The organism is Pseudomonas sp. E1MeOHC2 (genome assembly GCF_058745025.1).
Genome location: NZ_CP196675.1, coordinates 4,739,296 through 4,758,901 on the forward strand (window position 1 = coordinate 4,739,296; position 19,606 = coordinate 4,758,901).

The window sequence follows — 19,606 nt, forward strand, 5'->3', positions numbered from 1 at the left end:
CGCTTTGCGGCCCAAGCAATGGCCAGATGATCCCGAACCTGCAGGATGACACTGGCCCACCTGCCCAAAAACGACCACCCACACATTCGGGGTATGTTGCCCTCAGGCAAATCCCCCGATAGTGAACCCATCGGCTCGATCCGGAGCAGTCACACGATGGAGTTGCTATGCGCAAGGCACTGAAGGTGATTGGCGGTCTGCTGCTGGCGTCGGCCGCCACGCAGGCACTGGCGGTAGAGGGGGACAGCGGTAACACGTTGCGGCTGTACAACTGGACCGACTACATCGGCGAAACCACCTTGGCCGACTTCGAGAAGGCCACCGGCATCAAGGTCATCTACGACACCTTCGATGGCTACGAAACCGTCCAGACCAAATTGCTCACCGGCCGCTCCGGCTACGACCTGGTCATGCTCAACGCCTCTCTGGTACCACCTTTGATCCAGGCCGGCGTGTTCCAGGCGCTGGACAAGCAGCAGCTGCCCAGTTGGCACAACCTGGATGAGCAGGTGGTGAGCAACCTGCAAGGCTACGACCCAGGGCTGAAATACTCGGCGCCCTACACCTGGGGCAGTTCCGGGGTCACCTACAACGTCGACAAGATCACCGCACGCATGCCCGATGCGCCGATTGGTTCACTGGCCATGCTGTTCGACCCCAAGATCGTCTCACGCTTCGCCGACTGCGGCGTCACCCTGATGGACGCGCCGACCGAAGTGATCCCGCTGGCCCTGCAGTACCTGGGCAAGGACCCCCGCAGCGCAGCGCCCGCCGACCTCAAGGCTGCCGAGCAGCTGCTGATGGGCATTCGCCCGTACATTCGCAAGTTCGATTCGGTCAACTACCTCACCAGCCTGCCCAACGGCGATGTCTGCCTGGCCCTGACCTGGTCAGGTGACTACGCCACCGCCCAGGCCCGTGCGATAGAGGCGAAAAAAGCCATCAAGCTGGCGTTCTTCATCCCCCAGGAAGGCTCGTTGATCTGGTTCGACAACCTCTACATCCCCAAGGACGCCCCGCACGCGGCCAACGCCCACCGGTTCATCGAATTCCTGCTGCAGCCGCAGACCATGGCCAAGGTCACCGACTACATCCACTACGCCAACAGCAATGCGGCTGCCACGGCGCTGGTGCACGCCGACATTCGCCAGGACCCGGCGATCTACCCCGATGCCCAGACCCGCGAACGCCTGTTCGCCCAGAAGACCCAGAGCCCCAAAGACATGCGCGCCATCACCCGGGTCTGGAGCACGGTCAAGACCGGTTTCTGAACACTGCCAACCGATTCCCGCCAAGGAGCTGCCCATGGCCACACCCAGCAAAGCATTCGCCATCGCCCACGACCCACTGGTGGAAGCCGACAAGGCCCACTACATGCATGGCTACCATGTGTTCGACGAGCACCGCGAGCAGGGCGCGCTGAACATCGTCGAAGGCGAGGGTGCCTACATCCGCGACACCCACGGCAACCGCTTTCTCGATGCCGTCGGCGGCATGTGGTGCACCAATATCGGCCTGGGCCGTGAAGAGATGGCCCTGGCCATCGCCGACCAGGTGCGCAAACTGGCCTACTCCAACCCGTTTTCCGACATGGCCAATGACGTCGCCATCGAGCTGTGCCAGAAGCTTGCGCAACTGGCGCCGGGTGACCTGAACCACGTGTTTCTCACCACCGGTGGCTCTACCGCCGTCGATACCGCCTACCGGCTGATCCAGTACTACCAGAACTGCCGGGGCAAGCCGGACAAGAAGCACGTGATTGCGCGCTACAACGCCTACCACGGCTCCACCACCCTGACCATGGCGATTGGCAACAAGGCCGCCGACCGAGTGCCGGAGTTCGACTACGCCCATGAGTTGATCCACCATGTTTCCAACCCCAACCCGTACCGTGCCCCGGACGACATGGACGAGGCCGAGTTCCTCGACTTCCTGGTGGCCGAATTCGAGGACAAGATCCTTTCCCTGGGTGCCGACAACGTGGCGGCGTTCTTCGCCGAACCGATCATGGGCTCGGGCGGGGTGATCATTCCGCCCAAGGGCTACTTCGAGCGCATGTGGCAGGTGTGCCAGACCTACGACATCCTGTTCGTTGCTGATGAGGTGGTGACCTCGTTCGGGCGCCTGGGCACCTTCTTCGCCAGCGAGGAGCTGTTCGGCGTGACGCCGGACATCATCACCACCGCCAAAGGCCTGACCTCGGCCTACCTGCCATTGGGTGCCTGCATCTTCTCCGAGCGGATCTGGCAGGTGATCGCCGAGCCGGGCAAGGGCCGCTGCTTCACCCATGGCTTCACCTACAGTGGGCACCCGGTGTGCTGCACGGCGGCATTGAAGAACATCGAGATCATCGAGCGCGAGCAGCTGCTGGCGCACGTCAAGGACGTGGGCAGCTACCTGGAGCAACGGCTGCAAACCCTGCGCGAGCTGCCTTTGGTGGGGGATGTGCGCTGCCTGAAACTGATGGCCTGTGTCGAGTTCGTCGCCGACAAAGCCAGCAAGGCGTTGTTCCCAGACGCGGTCAACATCGGTGAGCGCATCCACAGCAAAGCTCAGGCCAGAGGGCTGCTGGTGCGGCCGATCATGCACCTGAACGTGATGTCGCCGCCGTTGATCGTCACGCATGCGCAAGTCGACGAAATCGTCGAAACCCTGCGCCAGTGCATTATCGAAACGGCGCGCGAACTGACCGCGCAAGGGCTGTACCAAGGGCGATGAGCCTGGCGCAAAGGGCTGTGCGTGGGCGTGCCTGGCAGGCTAGACTGCCGGGCATGACCCAGGCCACTTCCGACACTCCGCTCACCCTAACGCTGGGGGCGCTGCAGCAATGGCATGCGGCGTTGCAGCGTGCGCTTGCCCACAGTGAGTCAGCCGATGCCCTGAGCTACGTGGCCGCTGCTATCGGGGCGCTGGTCGAGGTCGAGTCGATGATGATCAGCCTCGAATGCCAGGGACGGGCACCACAGCTGCTGTACCAGCAAGGCATTCCAGAAACGCATCGTAAAGCGGTGCTCGAACGCTATTTTGCGGTCGGTTACTTGCTCGATCCTTTTTGCCTGGCCGTGCAGAGTGGCTTGGCGCAGGGGTTCTACCACTTGCAGGAAATCGCCCCGGACAATTTCTTCGACAGCGACTACTACAAGGCCTACTACCTGGGTACTGGCTGCAGTGAGGACAGCTACTACATTACCGACCTCAGCGAGGGCCGCAAGCTTTCGTTCAGCCTGTTCCAGGGGTGCAGTGGCACGCGCTTGAGCAGTGGGCAGATCGACCTGTTGCGGGCGGTCGAGCCGATGGTCCGTGAACTGCTGGGGCGCTATGCCCGCTACAACCTTGAGCCTGCCACGGCCTCGGCCGAACGCGGCAGCGTACAGGCCGCGTTCGAGAGTTTTGGCTGCCAGGTGCTCACTGACCGCGAGCGTGAAGTGGCGCACATGATCTTGCGTGGGCACTCGGTGAAGTCCACGGCGGTGGAGCTGGGGATCTCACCGGAGACCGTGCGCATGCACCGCAAGAATCTGTACCTGAAGCTTGAGATCAATTCACAGTCGGAGTTGTTTGCGCGGTTTATCGACTGGTTGCGGCAGGGGGCCGTCGAGTAAACCCCGGCAAGGCCGCTCCTACAAAGGGACGCGTGTCATTTCAAGATGCAGCCAGCCTCGCCTCTAGGGCGCAAATGTGTGCCTGCAACCGTTCATGCTCCAAGCGCTCTGCAGTGATGTCTTCGAACACGCTGATCAAGTGCTCCGGCTCACCGTTGTCACGGCGCTGCAGCGACGTACGTGCCCGCACCCAGATGTACTCGCCGTCCTTGCGCCGTACCCGTTTTTCCACCTCGTAGCGCTCGGTCTCACCCGCCAGCATGCGCGCCAGCAGCTCCAGGTTCAGCGCCAGGTCATCGGCATGGGTAATCTGCTGGAAGGTCATGCCGTAGAGCTCTTCGGCACAATAGCCAAGCATCTCGCAGAGGCTGTTGTTGACCCGCTGCCAGGTGCCGTCCGGGTCGATGTAGGCGAGGGCGCCCCAGGCCAGCTCGAAGATCGCGCGAAAACGTTCTTCGCTGTTGCGCAGCGCCTGCTGGGCAACCTGGCGTTCGGTGTTGTCCATGCTGATGCCGACCATCTTCACCGAGCGCCCGGCGCTGTCACGTACCACGGTGGCGCGCGAAGAAATCCAGCGCACTTCGCCATCGGGGCGGGTGATACGGAAATCACACTCGCAGCCGCTGCCGTCAGCAACGGCCTGGGCGTACATCGCCTGCATGTGCGCCACGTCCTCATCCGGCAAGTGGCGCCAGAAGTCTTCGTTGCGATGCACCGGCCAGCCGTAGACCTGCTCGACGTTGGGCGAGTAGGTGACCTCGTCGCTGATCAGGTTCCATTCCCAGGTCACGATGCGCGCGCCTTCCTGGGCCAGTTTCATGCGCGTCTCGCTTTCCATGATCTCGGCGGTGTAGCGCCTGCGCAGGTCGGTCATCGGCAACTCGACCACCTGCGGCTGTTGGATGTTCTGCAGGGCTTCGTCGCCGTAGCGCAGCCAGATCCAGTTGACCTTGAGAAAGTCGGCCAGCTTGCGCAGGTTGTCGTAGTCGATCTCACCGCCGCGGGTCCATTTGTGCACCGCTGTCCGTGAAATACCCAGGGCCGTGCCCACAGCTTGCAGGGTCAGCTTGTGATGCTCGAGCAGTTCCTTGAGGCGGAAGGCAAAGCTGTTTTCCAACATCGGCAGGGTGTCCTGATCTGGGCCAAGAGCCTGCCAGTATACTCAAGCTGTCAACTTTTGGTTGACGGTGAAACCCTTGGGGCCGCGCCGCAGCCCCGGCCGGTGTTACAAGTCCAGCACCAACCGCGCCGAGCGTGCCCGCGAGACGCACAGCATGATGCTCTGCTGAGCGGCTTTTTCGTCATCGCTCAGGTATTGGTCGAAGTGTTCGGCTTCGCCTTCAAGAATGGCGGTTTCGCAGGTGCCGCAAACGCCTTCGCGGCATAGGCACTCGACCTTGGCAGCTTTGGACTTTTCGATGGCCTGAAGGATGGTCATGCCTTCTTCTACCTGCAGTTCGATACCCGACTGTGCCAGCACCACGGTGAACGCCGAGCCGGTCACCGGTGCTGCGGCAAACTGCTCCCAATGCACGCGGTGTTCGGCAATGCCTGCCTTGGCCGCACAGGCGATGACCGCGTCGATCAGCGGCTTGGGGCCGCACACGTACAGGTGCGCGGACGCGTCCAGGCCCGCGCACAGGGCGGCCAGGTCGAGCTTGCGATCGAGGCTGTCGATATAGAAGTGGCTGTTGCCGGCATGCGGGCCGCTGGCCAGCTGATCTTGGAACGCGCCATGTTCCGGGGCGCGGAAGGCGTAATGCAGTTCGTAGTCGGTGGCGCCGCCTTCGAGTTCATGCAGTTGCGCCAGGAAGGGAGTAATGCCGATACCGCCGGCGATCAGCACATGGCGGCCAGCGGCAGGGTCCAAGGCGAACAGGTTGTTGGGCGAAGAGATGGTCAGGCGGGTGCCGACCTGCACCTGCTGGTGCATGAAGGCCGAGCCGCCTTTGGACTGCTCTTCAAGGCGCACGCCAATCTGGTAGCTGCGGGTATCGCGCGGGTCGCTCATCAACGAGTAGGCATTGCTGAACTGGCTGCCATCGGCACCCTGCATCTGCACGATGACATGGCTGCCACCGGTGAAATCAGGCATTGGCGCGCCGTCTTCGCGGGCCAGGGTAAAGCGCTTGATCAGCGGCGTGGCGTGTTCCACTTCGGTCACGCACACGCTGAACATTTCGTATTTGTTGGCCATGGTTCACCTCGACTGCCAGGGCGCGCGGCAGGCCTTGCCGCGCACCGGAACGTGCAAAAAACTAAAAGCGCTAGCGATCAATCGTCGAGGTGGGCCACGGCGATCAGGTTATGGAAGTGGGCAATGCCATGCTCGCTCATGCCGCTGCGCTCGCGGTCGGCCATGATCCGGCCCTGGCCACGGTAGCCGCGGGATTTCAGGCCTTTTTGCACGCTTTCCACCAGGCGCAGGTCTTCTGGGCGGAACACTTCGCGGTACCAGTCGATGAGCTTCTGCTGCTCCTCGGTGATGTCCTTGTTGAGGAAGTAGATGTCGTAGTGCTGCAGGGTGGTTTCTGCATCAACCGGGAACTCGTAGATCACGGTCATGAAGTTAGCCCCTGGCGGTACGTTGAACATGGTGCACGGCCATGCCCAGAAGCCAGCAAAGGAGGGGTCTTTAACGCTTTCATCGAACGTGAACGACTGCTCCGACGGTTTTGCCAGGCCGTATTGCAGGGTCCAGTTGCCATGCAGGGTGTGGCTGTACTGGCCGACGTCCACCGAGTCGGAGAAGCCGGGGTGGGCCGGGGCGCAGTGGTAGCACTCCAGGTAGTTGTCGACGATCGACTTCCAGTTGGCTGGGGTGTCACTGACAAAGCGTGCGGCCAGGTGCAGGTCGTCGATCACGGCGCAGGCTTGGCGCATGCGCGCTTGCATGCCAGGCAGTTGGTCTTCGACGGAGCCGGCGTCCATGTCCATGTTGATGAAGATGAAGCCTGCGTATTCTTCGACGCGCAGTTGCACCAGCGTGGAGTTTTCTTTGTCGAAGTTCACCACGTTGTCACAGTTACGGGCGTGGGCAAGCTCGCCGTCGAGCTTGAAGGTCCAGGCGTGGTACGGGCAGGTGATGACGTTCTTGGCCTTGCCGCTGCCGCTGAGCAACTGGTGGCCACGGTGCGGGCAGACGTTGTAGAACGCGCGCAGCACGCTGTCGCGGCCGCGTACCACGATGATGCTCTCGCCAATCACTTCGCGGGTGATGTAGGCGTTGTTGTCTGCCACTTCGCTGCGGTGGCCGACACAGATCCAGCTGCGTGCGAAAATGCTTTCTTTCTCGTGTTCGAACACCGCAGCCTGGGTGTAGAAACTGGCGGGGATAGTGAACGCCTCTTCGGCGTTCGCGCAGAAATCGGCGGGCAGGCGTTTGAAGTCATTCATGACAGGGTCTCACAAGCTCGGTTTATAGTTGTTGGTTAACGCGTATCTATTGGTTAACAAGCCAGGCAAAAAAATTTGCCGTGGTGGGGCGGGCCGCCCCACGCTGGCGTCGCTCGGTTTACGTCATCTCAATGCACGGCGGCTGCGCTGCGTGGCGCTTGCTCGCCCGGTTCTTCACCGGCCATGCGCGCCGCTTCTTCCTCGATGCGGTAGGCCGAGACCTGGCCATAGTCTTCGAACATCCACTTGAAGAAGCCGTAGATCTTCACCAGCAGAATCACCATGAACGGGATCGCGGTCAGCACCACGGCGGTTTTCATGGTCGACAGCGAGGCCTTGGCGAACAGCATGGCCAGCGGCACCAGGGTCAGTACCACGCACCAGAACAGGCGATGGGTCGGTGTCGGGTCGTCGCCTTCGCGCAGGTTGCGGGTACTGGTGGCTGCTACCGCATAGGCGGCGGCGTCCATGTGCGAGGCACAGAAGATCGCCATGATGAACAGGTATACGCCAAGGAACACCTGGCCCCACGGCAACGCCAGCAACAGGTGCGTCACGGCCGATTCGCCGCCTTGCTCAGCAAGCATTTTCGGCACGTCCACGGCACCGGTGATGAACTGGTGCATGCTGTAGCTTTCCAGCGCGCCGAAGAAGAACCAGCACCCGAAGCTGCCACCCAGCAGCAGGGCCATGACCACTTCCTTGATTTGCCGGCCGCGCGATACGCGGGTCACGAACATGGCCACGCCCGGTGCGTAGGACACCCACCAGAGCCAGTAGAACACCGTCCAGTTACGGGTGAAGGCGCCGTCGCCGGCCGGGTCGGTGAACAGGCTCATGTGCACGTAGTTCTGGATCATCAGGCCAATCGAGTTGGCGGTGTTGTTGATGGTGAACTGGGTGGGGCCGACCAGCAGGATCACGGCGGCAAATACCAGCGCGCCGATACATACCATCTTGCTCAGGCGCTGCAGGCCGCCATCGATGCCGATGTAGGAACTGAGCGAGAACATCACGGCGACGGCGCCGATCACCATCAATTGCACGGTGAAGGTGTCCGGGGTGCCGGTGAGGTCATGCAGGCCGCGGGTCAGGGTCGAGGCGGTGAGTGCCAGCGACACCGTCAGGGCGCCCATCATGGTCAGCAGGAAGATCAGGTCGACGCTGCGGCCAACGGGCCCGGTGGCCTTGAAGCCGGTCACTGCTTCGACGATCGAGGCCAGGTTCAGGCCGCTCTTCTTGCGCACGTGGAAGTGGTAGGCCATGGCCAGGGAAGCCAAGGCGTAGATCGACCAGGCGCTGACGCCCCAATGGAAGAACGAATACCCAATGCTGTATTCGAGCGCCTTGGGGGTGGCTGCAGCGATGTTCAGGCCAGGGGTCTGGTAGTAGTAGGCCCATTCCATCACACCCCAGTAAAGGGTCGAAGACCCCATGCCAGCGCAGATGAACATGAACACCCAGGTCGCGGTGGCGTACTCGGGTTTACCACTGCCCAGGCGGATATTGCCGTACTTGCTGAAGGCCAGGTACAGCACGGCCAGGGTGCTGCCGAACACCAGCACCTGGACACTGGTGCCAAAGGTACGGGTGGACAGTTCGAACAACTGGTTGGCAGCGTGCTCGGCTTCGGCGGGGAACATGGCCAGGCCAATCACCGTAAGCAGCACGGCGATCAGGCTCATGGTTATCAGGAACACATCAATCTTTTTATTCTTGTGCGACATCATCGTCTCCTGGACGTTGGCGTACTTTTTATACCCGGCAGGCATCCGGGGTGTTGCGTACCACTCCTTCCTTGGCTGTTAACTAAAAGTTAACGTACATCTAATGGTTAACAGATTTTGCATCTAATCCACGCCGCTCGCAAGAGGGAGAGGGCCGGTTGTCAGACACTTCTGATAATCGGCCCTGCGTCGTCAGGCTTCGATCAGCGCTGTGATAGCCCGGCCTACGTCCTGGGTGGACTTTTGCCCGCCCATGTCGCGGGTGGTGTCGCCCGCGGCAATCACCTGCTCGATGGCCTTGAGGATGTCATCGTGGGCGGCGCGGTAGCGCGGGTCGGCACCGTCGTTGCCGAGGAACTCAAGCATCAGCGCACCGGACCAGATCATCGCGATCGGGTTGGCGATGTTCTTGCCAAAGATGTCCGGCGCCGAGCCGTGTACCGGTTCGAACAAGGACGGGAACTTGCGCTCGGGGTTGAGGTTGGCCGAAGGGGCGATGCCGATGGTGCCCGCGCAGGCCGGGCCAAGGTCGGAGAGGATGTCGCCGAACAGGTTCGAGGCCACAACCACGTCGAAGCGGTCCGGTTGCAGCACGAAGCGGGCGCAGAGGATATCAATGTGCTGCTTGTCCCAGCTGATTTCCGGATAATTGGCAGCCATGGCCGCCGTGCGTTCGTCCCAGTACGGCATGCTCACGGCCATGCCGTTGGACTTGGTGGCCGAGGTAACGTGCTTGCGCTCGCGGGTTTGCGCCACGTCGAAGGCGTATTTGAGAATGCGGTCAACGCCACGACGGGTGAACACCGACTCCTGCAGCACGAACTCGTTCTCGGTGCCTTCGAACATGCGCCCGCCTAGGGACGAGTATTCGCCTTCGGTATTCTCGCGGATCACCACAAAGTCGATGTCGCCTGGCTCGCGGCCGGCCAGCGGGCAGGGCACGCCTGGGAACAGGCGCACCGGGCGAATGTTCACGTACTGGTCGAAATCGCGGCGGAACTTGAGCAGCGAACCCCACAGCGAGATGTGGTCCGGGACCTTGTCGGGCCAGCCGACCGCGCCGAAGTACAGGGCGTCGAAGTCTTTGAGCTGCTCGAACCAGTCGTCCGGCATCATCTTGCCGTGGGCCAGGTAGTAATCGCAGCTGGCCCACTCGAAGAATTCGAAGCTGATGTCCAGGCCGTGCTTGCGAGCGGCAGCCTCGACTACGCGGATACCTTCGGGGAGTACTTCGATGCCGATGCCGTCACCGGGGATGGCTGCGATTCTGAATGTTTTGGTCATGGGGCGCACTCGTTGTCTAGGGAACAGGTGCGAGCCATGCTATAAGGCCTTCAATCGGAGATAATCCAGCCTTTCATGGATTCTTGGAACACGAAGCGTGAATAATCTGCCCAACCTCGACGACCTCAATATCTTTCTTCAGGTGGCCAAGCGCGCCAGCTTTGCCGCCGTGGCCGACGAGCTGGGCATGTCGGCGGCGTACATCAGCAAACGCATTCGTATGCTTGAGCAAACCCTTGAAGTGCGCTTGTTGCACCGCACCACTCGGCGGGTGACGGTCAGCGAGGAGGGCGAGCGGGTGTACCAATGGGCGCTGCAAATCTTCGACGCGGTGCAGCGCATGGGCGATGACATCAGTGCCCAGCACCGCGAGCCGGCAGGCCAGCTGCGCATCGCCAGCAGCCTGGGCCTGGGGCGGCGGTTCGTAGCCCCGGCCTTGTCGGAGCTGGCTGAGCGTTACCCGCGCCTGGATATCCGGCTGGATGTGCACGACCGCCTGGTGGACCTGATCGAGGAGGGGGTCGATTTGGACATTCGCGTGGGCAATACCATCGCGCCCAACCTGATCGCCAAGCTTCTAGCCAAAAACCGCCGGGTGCTCTGTGCCGCGCCCAGCTATGTGGCGCGGCATGGCATGCCGAAAGTGCTAGCCGACCTGGGCAGCCATGACTGTTTGGTAATCAAGGAGCGCGACCACCCGTTTGGGGTCTGGCAGCTCGAAGGCCCTGATGGCGAAGAGAGCGTGCGGGTGACCGGGGGTTTATCGAGCAACCACGGCGAGGTGGCCCACCAGTGGTGCCTGGACGGGCGTGGGATATTGCTGCGCTCCTGGTGGGATGTGCACGACAGCCTGCAGGATGGGCGCCTGGTTCAGGTACTGAGTGACTATCACCAGCCTGCGGATATCTGGGCCGTTTACACCTCGCCGCTGGCAAGCTCGGCCAAGGTGCGGGTGGCGGTGGATTTCTTTCGGCAGTATTTTGCCGAGCGGTACAGCTTGCCGGATTGAGTTTGGCTTTAAAGGTAGCGACATTTCTGTGGGAGCGGGTGGTTGTTTCTATGCGGCTACCTCACCGGTATCCGGCTAACCGCCTTGATTTCGCGCAAGGCCAGGCTCGACTGGATCGAAGCAATACCAGGTTGCCGACGCAACACGTCTTCGACGAAACGGCCATAGCTCTCCAGGTCTGTCGCCAGCACTGTCAGCACATAATCCGCCTCACCCGTGACCTTGTGGCAGGACAAGACCTGCGGCAGCTTCAGAATGACTTGCTCGAAGTCGTCAGGTGCTTCGGCCGAATGGTTGCCGAAGCGCACCTGGGCAAAGGCCATGACGTCGTAACCCAGTTTCTTGCGGTCCAGGTTGGCCTGGTAGTCCTTGATCAGGCCCAGCTCCTCCAGGCGTTTGCGCCTGCGCCAGCAGGGCGTCACGGTCATCGACAGGCGCTCGCCCAGGGCGGCGCTGGACAAGGTGCCGTCCTCCTGCAGCAGGCGCAGCAGTTCGCGGTCTACTTCGTCGAGTTCTTCGTAAGCAAAAGCTTTGCTCATTAGGGCGCTACCGGGTGGATGTTTTGCTGAAGCATCCGGTTTGGCTGAGCATAAAGCAAAGCATTTTCACCGGTCTGTCGCGAAAATTGGTTATCCGATAACACCTTGAAAAAGGACATTCGCGTGCTGACAGTCTTTAGCAACAAACACCGCTTGCACCATGGCTCCGAGCTCAAGGACGGGGCCATCACGCCGTCCTTCGAGAACCCCCAGCGTGCCGACACCGTGCTGGCGCGGGTGCAATCCACGGGCCTGGGCGATGTCATCGCCGAGCAGACGTTCGAGCGTGCCTGCTATGTCGCGGCGCACAGCGAGCGCTATGTAAGCTTTCTGGAAAATGCCTGGGCAGAATGGACCGCCACCGGCAAGACCCATGATGCGCTGCCGCTGGTTTGGCCGGTGCGCGACCTGGCCATTGACCGTGAGCCGGGCTTCATCGATGGCAAGCTGGGCTTCTACGCCATGGACGCCGGCGCGCCGATCACCGGCGGCACCTGGGAAGCCGTGCGCAGCAGCGCCAACGTGGCCTTGACCGGCATGCAGCGCGTCATCGACGGTGCATCCAGCGCCTTCGCCTTGTGCCGCCCACCTGGGCACCATGCGGCCCGCGAGTACATGGGCGGCTACTGTTACCTCAACAATGCCGCGATTGCCGCCGAACGCTGCCTGAGCCAGGGCGCACGGCGCGTTGCCGTGCTGGACGTGGATTTTCACCACGGCAACGGCACGCAGAACATCTTCTACGACCGCCCCGACGTGTTTTTCGCCTCGATCCACGGTGATCCGCATGTGTCCTACCCGTACTTCTCCGGCTATGCCCACGAGCAGGGGGCGGGGGCGGGCGAGGGCTTCACGGCCAACTACCCGCTGGGCAAGGGCACCGTCTGGGCGCAGTACCAACAGGCCTTGCAGGACGCGCTCAAGCGCGTTGTCGCGCACACGCCGGACTTTCTCATCGTGTCGCTCGGCGTCGATACCTTCGAGGACGACCCGATCAGTCACTTCAAGCTCACCAGCGAAGACTTCCTGCGCTTGGGCGCCGAGATTGCCCGCGCAGGCATCCCGACGCTGTTCGTGATGGAGGGCGGCTACATGGTCGACGAAATCGGCATCAATGCCGTCAACACCTTGCAAGGCTTCGAAGGCGCGGCTTGATCGCACGCCTTGAACGCACCGTGACAAGGCCCTGTGCGGGCCTTGTTCGATGGCCATGATTCCAACAATAAAAAGAGGTCGCTCATGCAAGACATGCCCGCAAGCCTTGATCAAAGCAATCCCACAGATTTAGCCCAAGACGGGCACCTGAAACGCACGCTGGAAAACCGGCATATACAGCTGATCTCAATCGGTGGCGCCATCGGCACCGGCCTGTTCATGGGCTCGGGCAAGGTCATTGCGTTGTCCGGCACCTCCATTTTGCTGGTCTACGCGATCCTCGGTTTCTTCGTGTTTTTCGTCATGCGTGCCATGGGGGAGTTGCTGCTGTCTGACCTGCGCTTCAAATCCTTCGCCGACATCGTCGCCCATTACCTGGGCCCGCGCGCCGGCTTCGTGCTGAGCTGGTCCTATTGGCTGAGCTGGAGCGTGGCGGTGGTCGGTGACGTGGTGGTCGTGGCGGGGTTCTTCCAGTACTGGTATGCCGATGTGCCCGCCTGGATACCGGCGTTCTTCACGTTGTTCGTGCTGCTCGGGCTGAACATGCTGGCGGTGCGGATTTTCGGCGAAGTGGAGTTCTGGTTCGGGATCATCAAGATCGTGGCCATCGTCATGCTGATCATCACTGCGGCAGTGATGATCGCCACGTCCTATGTGTCGCCCAATGGTGTGGTCGCCTCGCTCTCCAACGTGGTGGCGCCAGGCGCGGTACTGCCCCATGGCATCAGCGGCTTTTTTGCCGGGTTCCAGATCGCCGTGTTTTCCTTCGCTGGCACCGAGCTGATCGGTACCACGGCAGCCGAGGCGAAAAACCCGCACCGCTCGCTGCCCAAAGCCATCAATACCATTCCTTTGCGCATCCTGCTGTTCTACATCCTGGCGCTGGTGTGCATCATCAGCGTGGTTTCGTGGGCACAAGTGCCGGCCAACCGCAGCCCCTTCGTCGAACTGTTCCTGCTTGCCGGCTTTCCCGCCGCTGCCGGCATGCTCAATTTCGTGGTGCTGACATCGGCGGCGTCCTCTGCCAACAGTGGTGTTTACTCGGGGTGCCGGATGCTCTTCGGCCTCGCCGAGCGGCGTAACGCACCCGCCATCTTTGCCAAGCTCTCGGTACTCAGCGTGCCGGTGCACAGCCTGCTGTTCTCCGGGGTGTGCATGCTGACCGGGTTGGCCCTGCTGTTCATCATCCCTGAGGTGATGACGGTGTTCACGCTGATCTCGACCATCTCGGCGATCCTGGTGATCTTTACCTGGTCGATGATCCTTGCCGCGTACCTTGCCTACCGCAAGCACAACCCCGCCGCGCACCAGGCGTCGGTGTTCAAGGTGCCGGGCGGGGTGCCCATGGCCATCACGACGCTGGGGTTCCTCGGCTTCGTGCTGGTGCTGCTGGCCCTTGAGCCGGACACGCGGATGGCGTTGTGCGTGATGCCGTTGTGGTTTGTCTTTCTGCTTGTGGCCTATCGCCGTCGTCAGGCCTAGTGCGAAGCTCAGGGCTCTCTTTGTGGGTATCGCAATAATGCTCAATCGAATAATCGATCCTCTTCTGCAAAGAAAAGTGTGCAGTTCTGTAGTGTTAAAGCGATTAATGGCTTTGTTGTTACTGCTGTATAAGTAGGAGTTTTCCTACGTATCTTTCCTTGAATTTTGTAGGCAGTTTTGCATGTTGGTGGTGGCAAAGTTACGGGTGATTGTCTTGAGTAACATGCAGAAACAAGATGAGCGCGCAGAGTCTGGAGATTCACTCTAGTTTTTTTGTGTGTGCACTCTCACCCGGTGAGCGAAAGGACTTTGATCACTGGCCTATTAACTGTTCGAGGAGAATCATTATGACTTTCGAGAAAGCCTCTTCTGCTGGCGACTCTCAGATCGGCTGAGTTGACCAACGAAAGCCAGGGCCTTCGGGCCCTGGCGCCCACAATGTTTATTTGATGAGTGTGAGGCAGGAACATGAAACTTTGCCTGAAGCCGACAATTATTCCGTTCAAGCTCGAAGGTCAGGTTGTTCTGAGGTTCAATGGGCAATACGCGAAAATTCCCGACCCCCATGGTGCTATCTGGGAATTGGCCACTGCATTGAATGGCAGTGTATCCGTTGAGGCCTTGATTACCCAAGTGGCTGATCGTTTTCCCGCAGTCAGTCAGGACGATATTCGAGCGGTGGTGCAAGACTTGATCAGGTATCGACTGGTCGAGAGCCCGGATGCGTTTGAAATTACTTCACTCTCAGATCATGATCGAATGCGGTTCTCCCGCAATATCGACTTTTTCGGGTCGATGTCGGCTGTGACTGAGAACAAGTTTATGCCTCAGGAAAAATTGCGCGCGGCCAAGGTTTGCGTACTCGGCTGTGGTGGTCTTGGTACCCATATCCTGTTCGACCTGGTGGCGCTGGGCGTGCATCAACTGACCATCCTTGATTTTGACACGATTGAGTTGAGCAATCTCAATCGGCAAATTCTCTATAAGGAGACTGACATAGGGATGTCAAAGGTCGTCACTGCCAGGCGTCGGCTGCTCGAATTCAATAGCCATCTCGATATCACCACCCACGAACGTCGGCTCGAATCTACAGGTGATGTGGCCAACGTCGTGAGGGGCCACGATATTGTTATTTGCGTCGCCGATAAACCCGCGAACTACATGGCCGACTGGCTGAATGAAGCGTGCGTTGAACAAGGCGTGCCCTTTATCTCAGGCGGGCTGGATGTCCGGCGTTCGGTTTTTTACTCTGTGGTGCCCGGCATTTCTGGCTGCGGTGCTTGTTGGCTTACTTCGGCACGCAATAAAAGCAGTCTGGTGAACAGCATCTCGAACATGGCCAAGCAGCACGACATAACCTACCAGCATCCCGGCCCGGCCTTGGTCACCCTCGTGGCTGTCACCGCGGGCATGATGGTGAGCGAAACGGTCAAAATCCTCACCGGTTGCCAGCCACCCCAGTTAACCAACAAGCTCAAGGAATTCACGTTCGATGATCTGGATGTGGGCATTGCCGAAGTCTGGCAGTTGAACCCGACCTGTACGGTGTGTGGCCATCTTGCCAGGTCGCAGCAGTCGACCGTGCAGGCGGAGACAGTCTAGATGTTCAAGCTGTTGGCGTCCTATGCCATCACGTCCGTCTGCTCATGGGCTATTGCATTTCTCATTCCGCTTTACATCTATGAGCAGACAGGCTCCCCAGTCTGGACCTCGCTAGCATTTTTCGCAGCAATGGCACCCTACATACTGGTTACGCCGTTTGCCGGTGTATGGAGCGATCGCTATAGCAAGCGAAGACTCTTGATTGGCGGTGATCTGACCAATATCGTCATCGGTTGCCTGATTTATGCCGTCGTAGGCACAGGGGACGGCGCCACGTTGAGTCCCCTGTTGTTGTTGCTGAGTTTTATGTTGGCGAGCGTCGGCGCAACCCATCATCCGGTATTTCAGAGCATCGCACCTGCGCTGATCGAGAAAGAGAAACTCTATCGCTTTAATGCGATCGTCAATGCCAGTGACAACACAATTCGCATCATTGCGCCGATGGGTGTTTCAGTCCTGTTGGTCTTCAGCTCTAAAGAGCAGATTCTACTAGGCGGTATCGTGGGGTTTGCGCTTTCCTTGCCACTTTGTTATTGGCTGAAAGAGCAGGATAAACCTCATCCCGCCACGACGCATGTCTTCACTGAAATCAAAGCAGGTCTGCTTTATGTCATTCGCCATCGAGAATTGTGTTCGTTCGTTTTGCTGTTCTTTTTCTGTAACTTCGGTTTTGCCCTGGTCGGTGCCAGCCTTATCTACGTTTACACCTCGCTCCTCGCGGTACCGTTGAGTGACGTGGGCTATTACTACGGGCTTGTTGGCGCAGGTGCGGTCGCCGGATCAGTGGCAGGCGCAAGTTTGGTAAAACGCTATGCGACTGGCGTTCTCATCCGACGCTGTTGCTTGCTGGCAGGGCTTTTCACGTTGAGCGCAGCACTGGCCAGCGAACCTTGGACACTGTCGGCACTCTGGGCGCTGTCTACCTGCTGTCAATCGGTTGTGGTCATTGCGTTTTTCACGTATCGCCAGCAGTTGGTGCCGCAAGCGATTCTGGGGCGAACGGTCGGTGTTACACGGCTTATTGCCTATCTCGCAATTCCACCCGCAAGCTTGCTCAGTGGATGGTTACTACTCCATTTTTCCAGCAGTGGTCTGATTCTCACATCAGGGGGGATGTGCATTGTCTTCGCCTCTTTGTGCGCTTACTGGCTAACCCAATCGGATCGTTATGTTCTTCGTCGTGGTAAACGCTAAATAGTGAGCGGCTTGCAGCGCATCCTTTGGGATGGATGGTTTTGCTCGTTTAATTCTTAAGCAAGATGAAGGGAACTCAAAATTGAAGAATGGCATTGAACCGCAGAGCGGAAATAGAGTCGAGATCATTCAGGCGATCACCGGCGGCTCGGTATGGGGCAAATGGCTGAGCGCCGAAGCATTGAACAGGTTGGTGAGCCATGAGCTATTGATCGCAATGGCCGATGGCCGTGTTTCCTTGAGTGCCATGCGTTTCTTTTTGGTGCAGCACCACTACTACGCTCGAAATTTTACCCGCTTCATCTGCTCGATCATCAGCCACCTTGAGTCCCTCGGCGACATCCAGCTGTTAATGGAGAATATGCAGGAGGAAATGGGTGTTGATGATGACGACAAGGTGACGCATGCAGACTTGTTTCAACGCTCGCTCCAGCGACTGGGCACTTATGCCATGGCGGCACCACCTTTGCCCCAGACGCTGGATTTTACCCAATCCATCATGACGTTTTGCCGCAACGAAAATCCGGTTTTGGGCATCGCGGCGCTTTGTCTTGGCGCTGAAGCTATCGTGCCGCTGATTTATAAACCGATCCTCACGGCGCTGAAAAAATTGGAGGTGCATGAAGACGGTCTGGAGTTTTTTCGCTTGCACATCGAAGAGGACGAGGGACATGCCATTACCCTGCTGGGGATTCTAGAGCGTTTGACGCGACAAAGTCCTGAAGCAAAGGCCCTTGCAGTTCAAACGGGGTATGAGGCAATTACCAAGCGATGTGTCATGTTCGATGCCATCTGGGAGGACATCAGTCGACAACAACATGCCTAGATTTTGTACGAAAAGTATGGTCATCCATCGCGGTGGGAGCGGGCTTGCCCCGCGATCTGCCGCAACGCGGCAGCAAAGCCTGAATTCGCGGCGTCTTTGACACTATTTGATATCAGGTACAGGAGCGCTTCGCACTCCATCGCGGGGCAAGCCCGCTCCCACAAAACTTTTCGTACAGAGCCTAGTGTGGTGCTTCAGATGTACCCCTGAAAAATTGGCGTACGCGTCATCGCATCCCAGCTATCGAAAGCAGATTTCGCCTCAGGCGCTCGTGCAGCACGAGCGATGGGCAAATGATTGTCAGTGGTACTTCTTAACCGCTGTCCAAGGTGATCGCAGTATCCGGGTCTGAGCACTGCCTATACCTCCCGGTATATGGACAGCCCGCTGCCTGCCGAATAGCTTAACCCTCGACGGGGCGCACCTTGCATGCGCGATAAAAACAACTACGCCCCCCCGTGACATTCAGTCCTGCCAATCCAACAACTCTTACAAGAATGAGGCGGCAAATGGAAAGCATCGGCACCTATGTCATCTACGTCATCATGGTGTGCGCGGTACTGGGTGCCGTGGCATCCATCTACAACCCGGAAGGTGAGCTGGGCCAGGAGTTCATCGCCGGCCTGCACAGCATCGGCCCCATCTTCATCCCCGTGGCCGGCATCATGGCGGCGATCCCGTACATTTCCGCGGGCATCGGCCAGTTCATCGCACCGCTGTTCCAGGCCATCGGCGCCGACCCCGGGATTGCCGGGCCGATCTTCATCGCCTCGGACATGGGCGGCTATCAGTTGGCCAAGGCCCTGGCGCAAAGCCCCGAGGGCTGGATACTGGGGCTGATTACCGGCTTTCAGTGCGGCGCAACGATCATTTTCGTGATCCCGGTGGGGCTGGCCATGCTGCGCAAGGTCGACCACAAGTACATGGCCTTAGGGATCATGGCCGGCCTGTTGACCATTCCCGTCAGCATCATGGTGATCGCCATGACCATGCAACTGCTCGGCCTGGAGGTTCGCCCGGACATCGCCACCACCGGCGCGGCCACCCAGGCGCTGCACTTCACCTGGCCAATGCTGGTGCGCAACCTGATGCCGTTGATTCTGTTCTGCATCGCGCTGGCGGCGGCGCTGCGCTACTTCCCGACGCTGATGGTGTACCTGTTCCTCAAGCTCGGCCAGTTCATGTACATCGCGGTGGTGCTGGTGCTGGTGGCCTCCATCGTGCAGTACTTCACCGGCTTCTTCAGCGCTGTGTTCGGGAGCTGGGGCTTCGCCCCCATCATTGCCGATGCCGACGACCAGTTCCGTGCCCTGGAAATTGCCGGGTACATAGGCCTGATGCTGTGTGGGGCGTTCCCGATGGTGCACTTGCTCAAGCGCTTTCTGGCCAAGCCCATCGAACGGGTCGCCTCGCGCTTTGGCATGTCCGGTGTCGGTGCGGCCGGGGTGCTGGCCGCCTCGGCCAACATCCTGGCCATGTTCAGGCTGGTCAGCGAGATGCCGCCCAAAGACAAAGTGTTGGTGATCGCCTTCTCGGTGTGCGCCGCCTTCACGTTCGGCGACCACATGGCGTTCTCCGCCAACTTCCAGCCTTCGCTGATCTTGCCGCTGATCATCGGCAAGCTCAGCGGTGGCCTGATGGCCATGTTGCTCGCCAGTTGGCTGGCCGTGCCCAAGGCCGTGGAGATGGGGCGCCAGGACGAGGCCGCCAGCGCCTTCAAGGTGGCAGCCGAGCCGTCCTGAGCAAAAAACGTCATCGACATGATCCGGAGCGCCCAACGCGCCCCGGAT

16 protein-coding genes are annotated in these 19,606 nt (G+C 59.8%); 10 read left to right on the forward strand and 6 right to left on the reverse strand.

What is annotated here, in order from left to right; translation table 11 throughout:
• The first annotated feature begins 167 nt into the window (after window positions 1-167).
• From ACSSU5_RS21500 to ACSSU5_RS21510, 3 genes are read left to right on the forward strand one after another with little or no spacing between them, the layout of a single operon-like run.
• A complete protein-coding gene (locus ACSSU5_RS21500) occupies window positions 168-1,271 on the forward strand; it encodes a polyamine ABC transporter substrate-binding protein (RefSeq protein WP_264313721.1) in 1,104 nt (367 codons plus the stop codon).
• A gap of 34 nt (window positions 1,272-1,305) precedes the next feature.
• Window positions 1,306-2,718: an aminotransferase gene (locus ACSSU5_RS21505; protein WP_264313720.1), complete on the forward strand. Its 1,413-nt coding sequence runs from the start codon at window positions 1,306-1,308 to the stop codon at window positions 2,716-2,718.
• Window positions 2,715-3,602 (forward strand): helix-turn-helix domain-containing protein, encoded by an 888-nt coding sequence (locus tag ACSSU5_RS21510; RefSeq protein ID WP_492559767.1) that lies wholly within the window; start codon window positions 2,715-2,717, stop codon window positions 3,600-3,602. Before ACSSU5_RS21505 ends, ACSSU5_RS21510 begins: the two co-directional genes overlap by 4 nt.
• Window positions 3,603-3,642: 40 nt before the next feature.
• Here the strand turns inward: ACSSU5_RS21510 and ACSSU5_RS21515 are convergent, their stop codons facing one another.
• From ACSSU5_RS21515 to ACSSU5_RS21535, 5 genes are all read right to left on the reverse strand, one after another.
• Window positions 3,643-4,722 (reverse strand): PAS domain S-box protein, encoded by a 1,080-nt coding sequence (locus ACSSU5_RS21515; protein WP_492559768.1) that lies wholly within the window; start codon window positions 4,720-4,722, stop codon window positions 3,643-3,645.
• Between the two features lie 105 nt (window positions 4,723-4,827).
• Window positions 4,828-5,799 (reverse strand): PDR/VanB family oxidoreductase, encoded by a 972-nt coding sequence (locus ACSSU5_RS21520; protein ID WP_264313717.1) that lies wholly within the window; start codon window positions 5,797-5,799, stop codon window positions 4,828-4,830.
• A gap of 77 nt (window positions 5,800-5,876) precedes the next feature.
• Entirely contained in the window at window positions 5,877-6,998 is a 1,122-nt protein-coding gene (locus tag ACSSU5_RS21525) for an aromatic ring-hydroxylating oxygenase subunit alpha (RefSeq protein ID WP_492559769.1), read from the reverse strand.
• Between the two features lie 128 nt (window positions 6,999-7,126).
• On the reverse strand, window positions 7,127-8,725 hold the full coding sequence (locus ACSSU5_RS21530; RefSeq protein WP_319026072.1) for a BCCT family transporter: 1,599 nt from the start codon (window positions 8,723-8,725) through the stop codon (window positions 7,127-7,129).
• Window positions 8,726-8,917: 192 nt separating this feature from the next.
• Window positions 8,918-10,009 carry a tartrate dehydrogenase gene (locus ACSSU5_RS21535; RefSeq protein ID WP_264313714.1) on the reverse strand — a complete coding sequence of 364 codons (1,092 nt, stop codon included), beginning with the start codon at window positions 10,007-10,009 and terminating at the stop codon, window positions 8,918-8,920.
• A gap of 97 nt (window positions 10,010-10,106) precedes the next feature.
• Between ACSSU5_RS21535 and ACSSU5_RS21540 the strand changes: the two genes are divergently transcribed.
• Window positions 10,107-11,018 (forward strand): LysR substrate-binding domain-containing protein, encoded by a 912-nt coding sequence (locus tag ACSSU5_RS21540; protein WP_264313713.1) that lies wholly within the window; start codon window positions 10,107-10,109, stop codon window positions 11,016-11,018.
• Window positions 11,019-11,074: 56 nt separating this feature from the next.
• Here ACSSU5_RS21540 and ACSSU5_RS21545 read toward each other — a convergent pair whose 3' ends face one another.
• Entirely contained in the window at window positions 11,075-11,557 is a 483-nt protein-coding gene (locus ACSSU5_RS21545) for an Lrp/AsnC family transcriptional regulator (protein ID WP_027593659.1), read from the reverse strand.
• Between the two features lie 123 nt (window positions 11,558-11,680).
• Here ACSSU5_RS21545 and ACSSU5_RS21550 point away from each other — a divergent pair, with 123 nt between their 5' ends.
• The 6 genes from ACSSU5_RS21550 (at window position 11,681) to eutH (ending at window position 19,558) form a co-directional block, all read left to right on the forward strand.
• On the forward strand, window positions 11,681-12,712 hold the full coding sequence (locus ACSSU5_RS21550; RefSeq protein WP_492559770.1) for a histone deacetylase family protein: 1,032 nt from the start codon (window positions 11,681-11,683) through the stop codon (window positions 12,710-12,712).
• Between the two features lie 84 nt (window positions 12,713-12,796).
• Window positions 12,797-14,194 (forward strand): amino acid permease, encoded by a 1,398-nt coding sequence (locus tag ACSSU5_RS21555; protein WP_264313711.1) that lies wholly within the window; start codon window positions 12,797-12,799, stop codon window positions 14,192-14,194.
• A 468-nt stretch (window positions 14,195-14,662) separates the two neighbouring features.
• Window positions 14,663-15,796, forward strand: coding sequence for a ThiF family adenylyltransferase (locus ACSSU5_RS21560; RefSeq protein WP_492559771.1), 1,134 nt, complete (start codon window positions 14,663-14,665; stop codon window positions 15,794-15,796).
• Window positions 15,797-16,990, forward strand: coding sequence for an MFS transporter (locus ACSSU5_RS21565; protein WP_492559772.1), 1,194 nt, complete (start codon window positions 15,797-15,799; stop codon window positions 16,988-16,990).
• Between the two features lie 31 nt (window positions 16,991-17,021).
• Window positions 17,022-17,816: an iron-containing redox enzyme family protein gene (locus ACSSU5_RS21570; protein ID WP_492559773.1), complete on the forward strand. Its 795-nt coding sequence runs from the start codon at window positions 17,022-17,024 to the stop codon at window positions 17,814-17,816.
• A gap of 509 nt (window positions 17,817-18,325) precedes the next feature.
• On the forward strand, window positions 18,326-19,558 hold the full coding sequence (eutH, locus tag ACSSU5_RS21575) for an ethanolamine utilization protein EutH (protein WP_264313707.1): 1,233 nt from the start codon (window positions 18,326-18,328) through the stop codon (window positions 19,556-19,558).
• Window positions 19,559-19,606: the final 48 nt, after the last annotated feature.

Excerpts from the sequence above, each read along its gene's own strand:
- ACSSU5_RS21500 (WP_264313721.1), top strand. The coding sequence starts at position 168 with ATGCGCAAGGCACTGAAGGTGATTGGCGGTCTGCTGCTGGCGTCGGCC.
- ACSSU5_RS21505 (WP_264313720.1), top strand. The coding sequence starts at position 1,306 with ATGGCCACACCCAGCAAAGCATTCGCCATCGCCCACGACCCACTGGTG.
- ACSSU5_RS21510 (WP_492559767.1), top strand. The coding sequence starts at position 2,715 with ATGAGCCTGGCGCAAAGGGCTGTGCGTGGGCGTGCCTGGCAGGCTAGA.
- ACSSU5_RS21515 (WP_492559768.1), bottom strand. The coding sequence starts at position 4,722 with ATGTTGGAAAACAGCTTTGCCTTCCGCCTCAAGGAACTGCTCGAGCAT.
- ACSSU5_RS21520 (WP_264313717.1), bottom strand. The coding sequence starts at position 5,799 with ATGGCCAACAAATACGAAATGTTCAGCGTGTGCGTGACCGAAGTGGAA.
- ACSSU5_RS21525 (WP_492559769.1), bottom strand. The coding sequence starts at position 6,998 with ATGAATGACTTCAAACGCCTGCCCGCCGATTTCTGCGCGAACGCCGAA.
- ACSSU5_RS21530 (WP_319026072.1), bottom strand. The coding sequence starts at position 8,725 with ATGTCGCACAAGAATAAAAAGATTGATGTGTTCCTGATAACCATGAGC.
- ACSSU5_RS21535 (WP_264313714.1), bottom strand. The coding sequence starts at position 10,009 with ATGACCAAAACATTCAGAATCGCAGCCATCCCCGGTGACGGCATCGGC.
- ACSSU5_RS21545 (WP_027593659.1), bottom strand. The coding sequence starts at position 11,557 with ATGAGCAAAGCTTTTGCTTACGAAGAACTCGACGAAGTAGACCGCGAA.
- ACSSU5_RS21555 (WP_264313711.1), top strand. The coding sequence starts at position 12,797 with ATGCAAGACATGCCCGCAAGCCTTGATCAAAGCAATCCCACAGATTTA.
- ACSSU5_RS21560 (WP_492559771.1), top strand. The coding sequence starts at position 14,663 with ATGAAACTTTGCCTGAAGCCGACAATTATTCCGTTCAAGCTCGAAGGT.
- ACSSU5_RS21565 (WP_492559772.1), top strand. The coding sequence starts at position 15,797 with ATGTTCAAGCTGTTGGCGTCCTATGCCATCACGTCCGTCTGCTCATGG.
- ACSSU5_RS21570 (WP_492559773.1), top strand. The coding sequence starts at position 17,022 with ATGGATGGTTTTGCTCGTTTAATTCTTAAGCAAGATGAAGGGAACTCA.
- eutH (WP_264313707.1), top strand. The coding sequence starts at position 18,326 with ATGGAAAGCATCGGCACCTATGTCATCTACGTCATCATGGTGTGCGCG.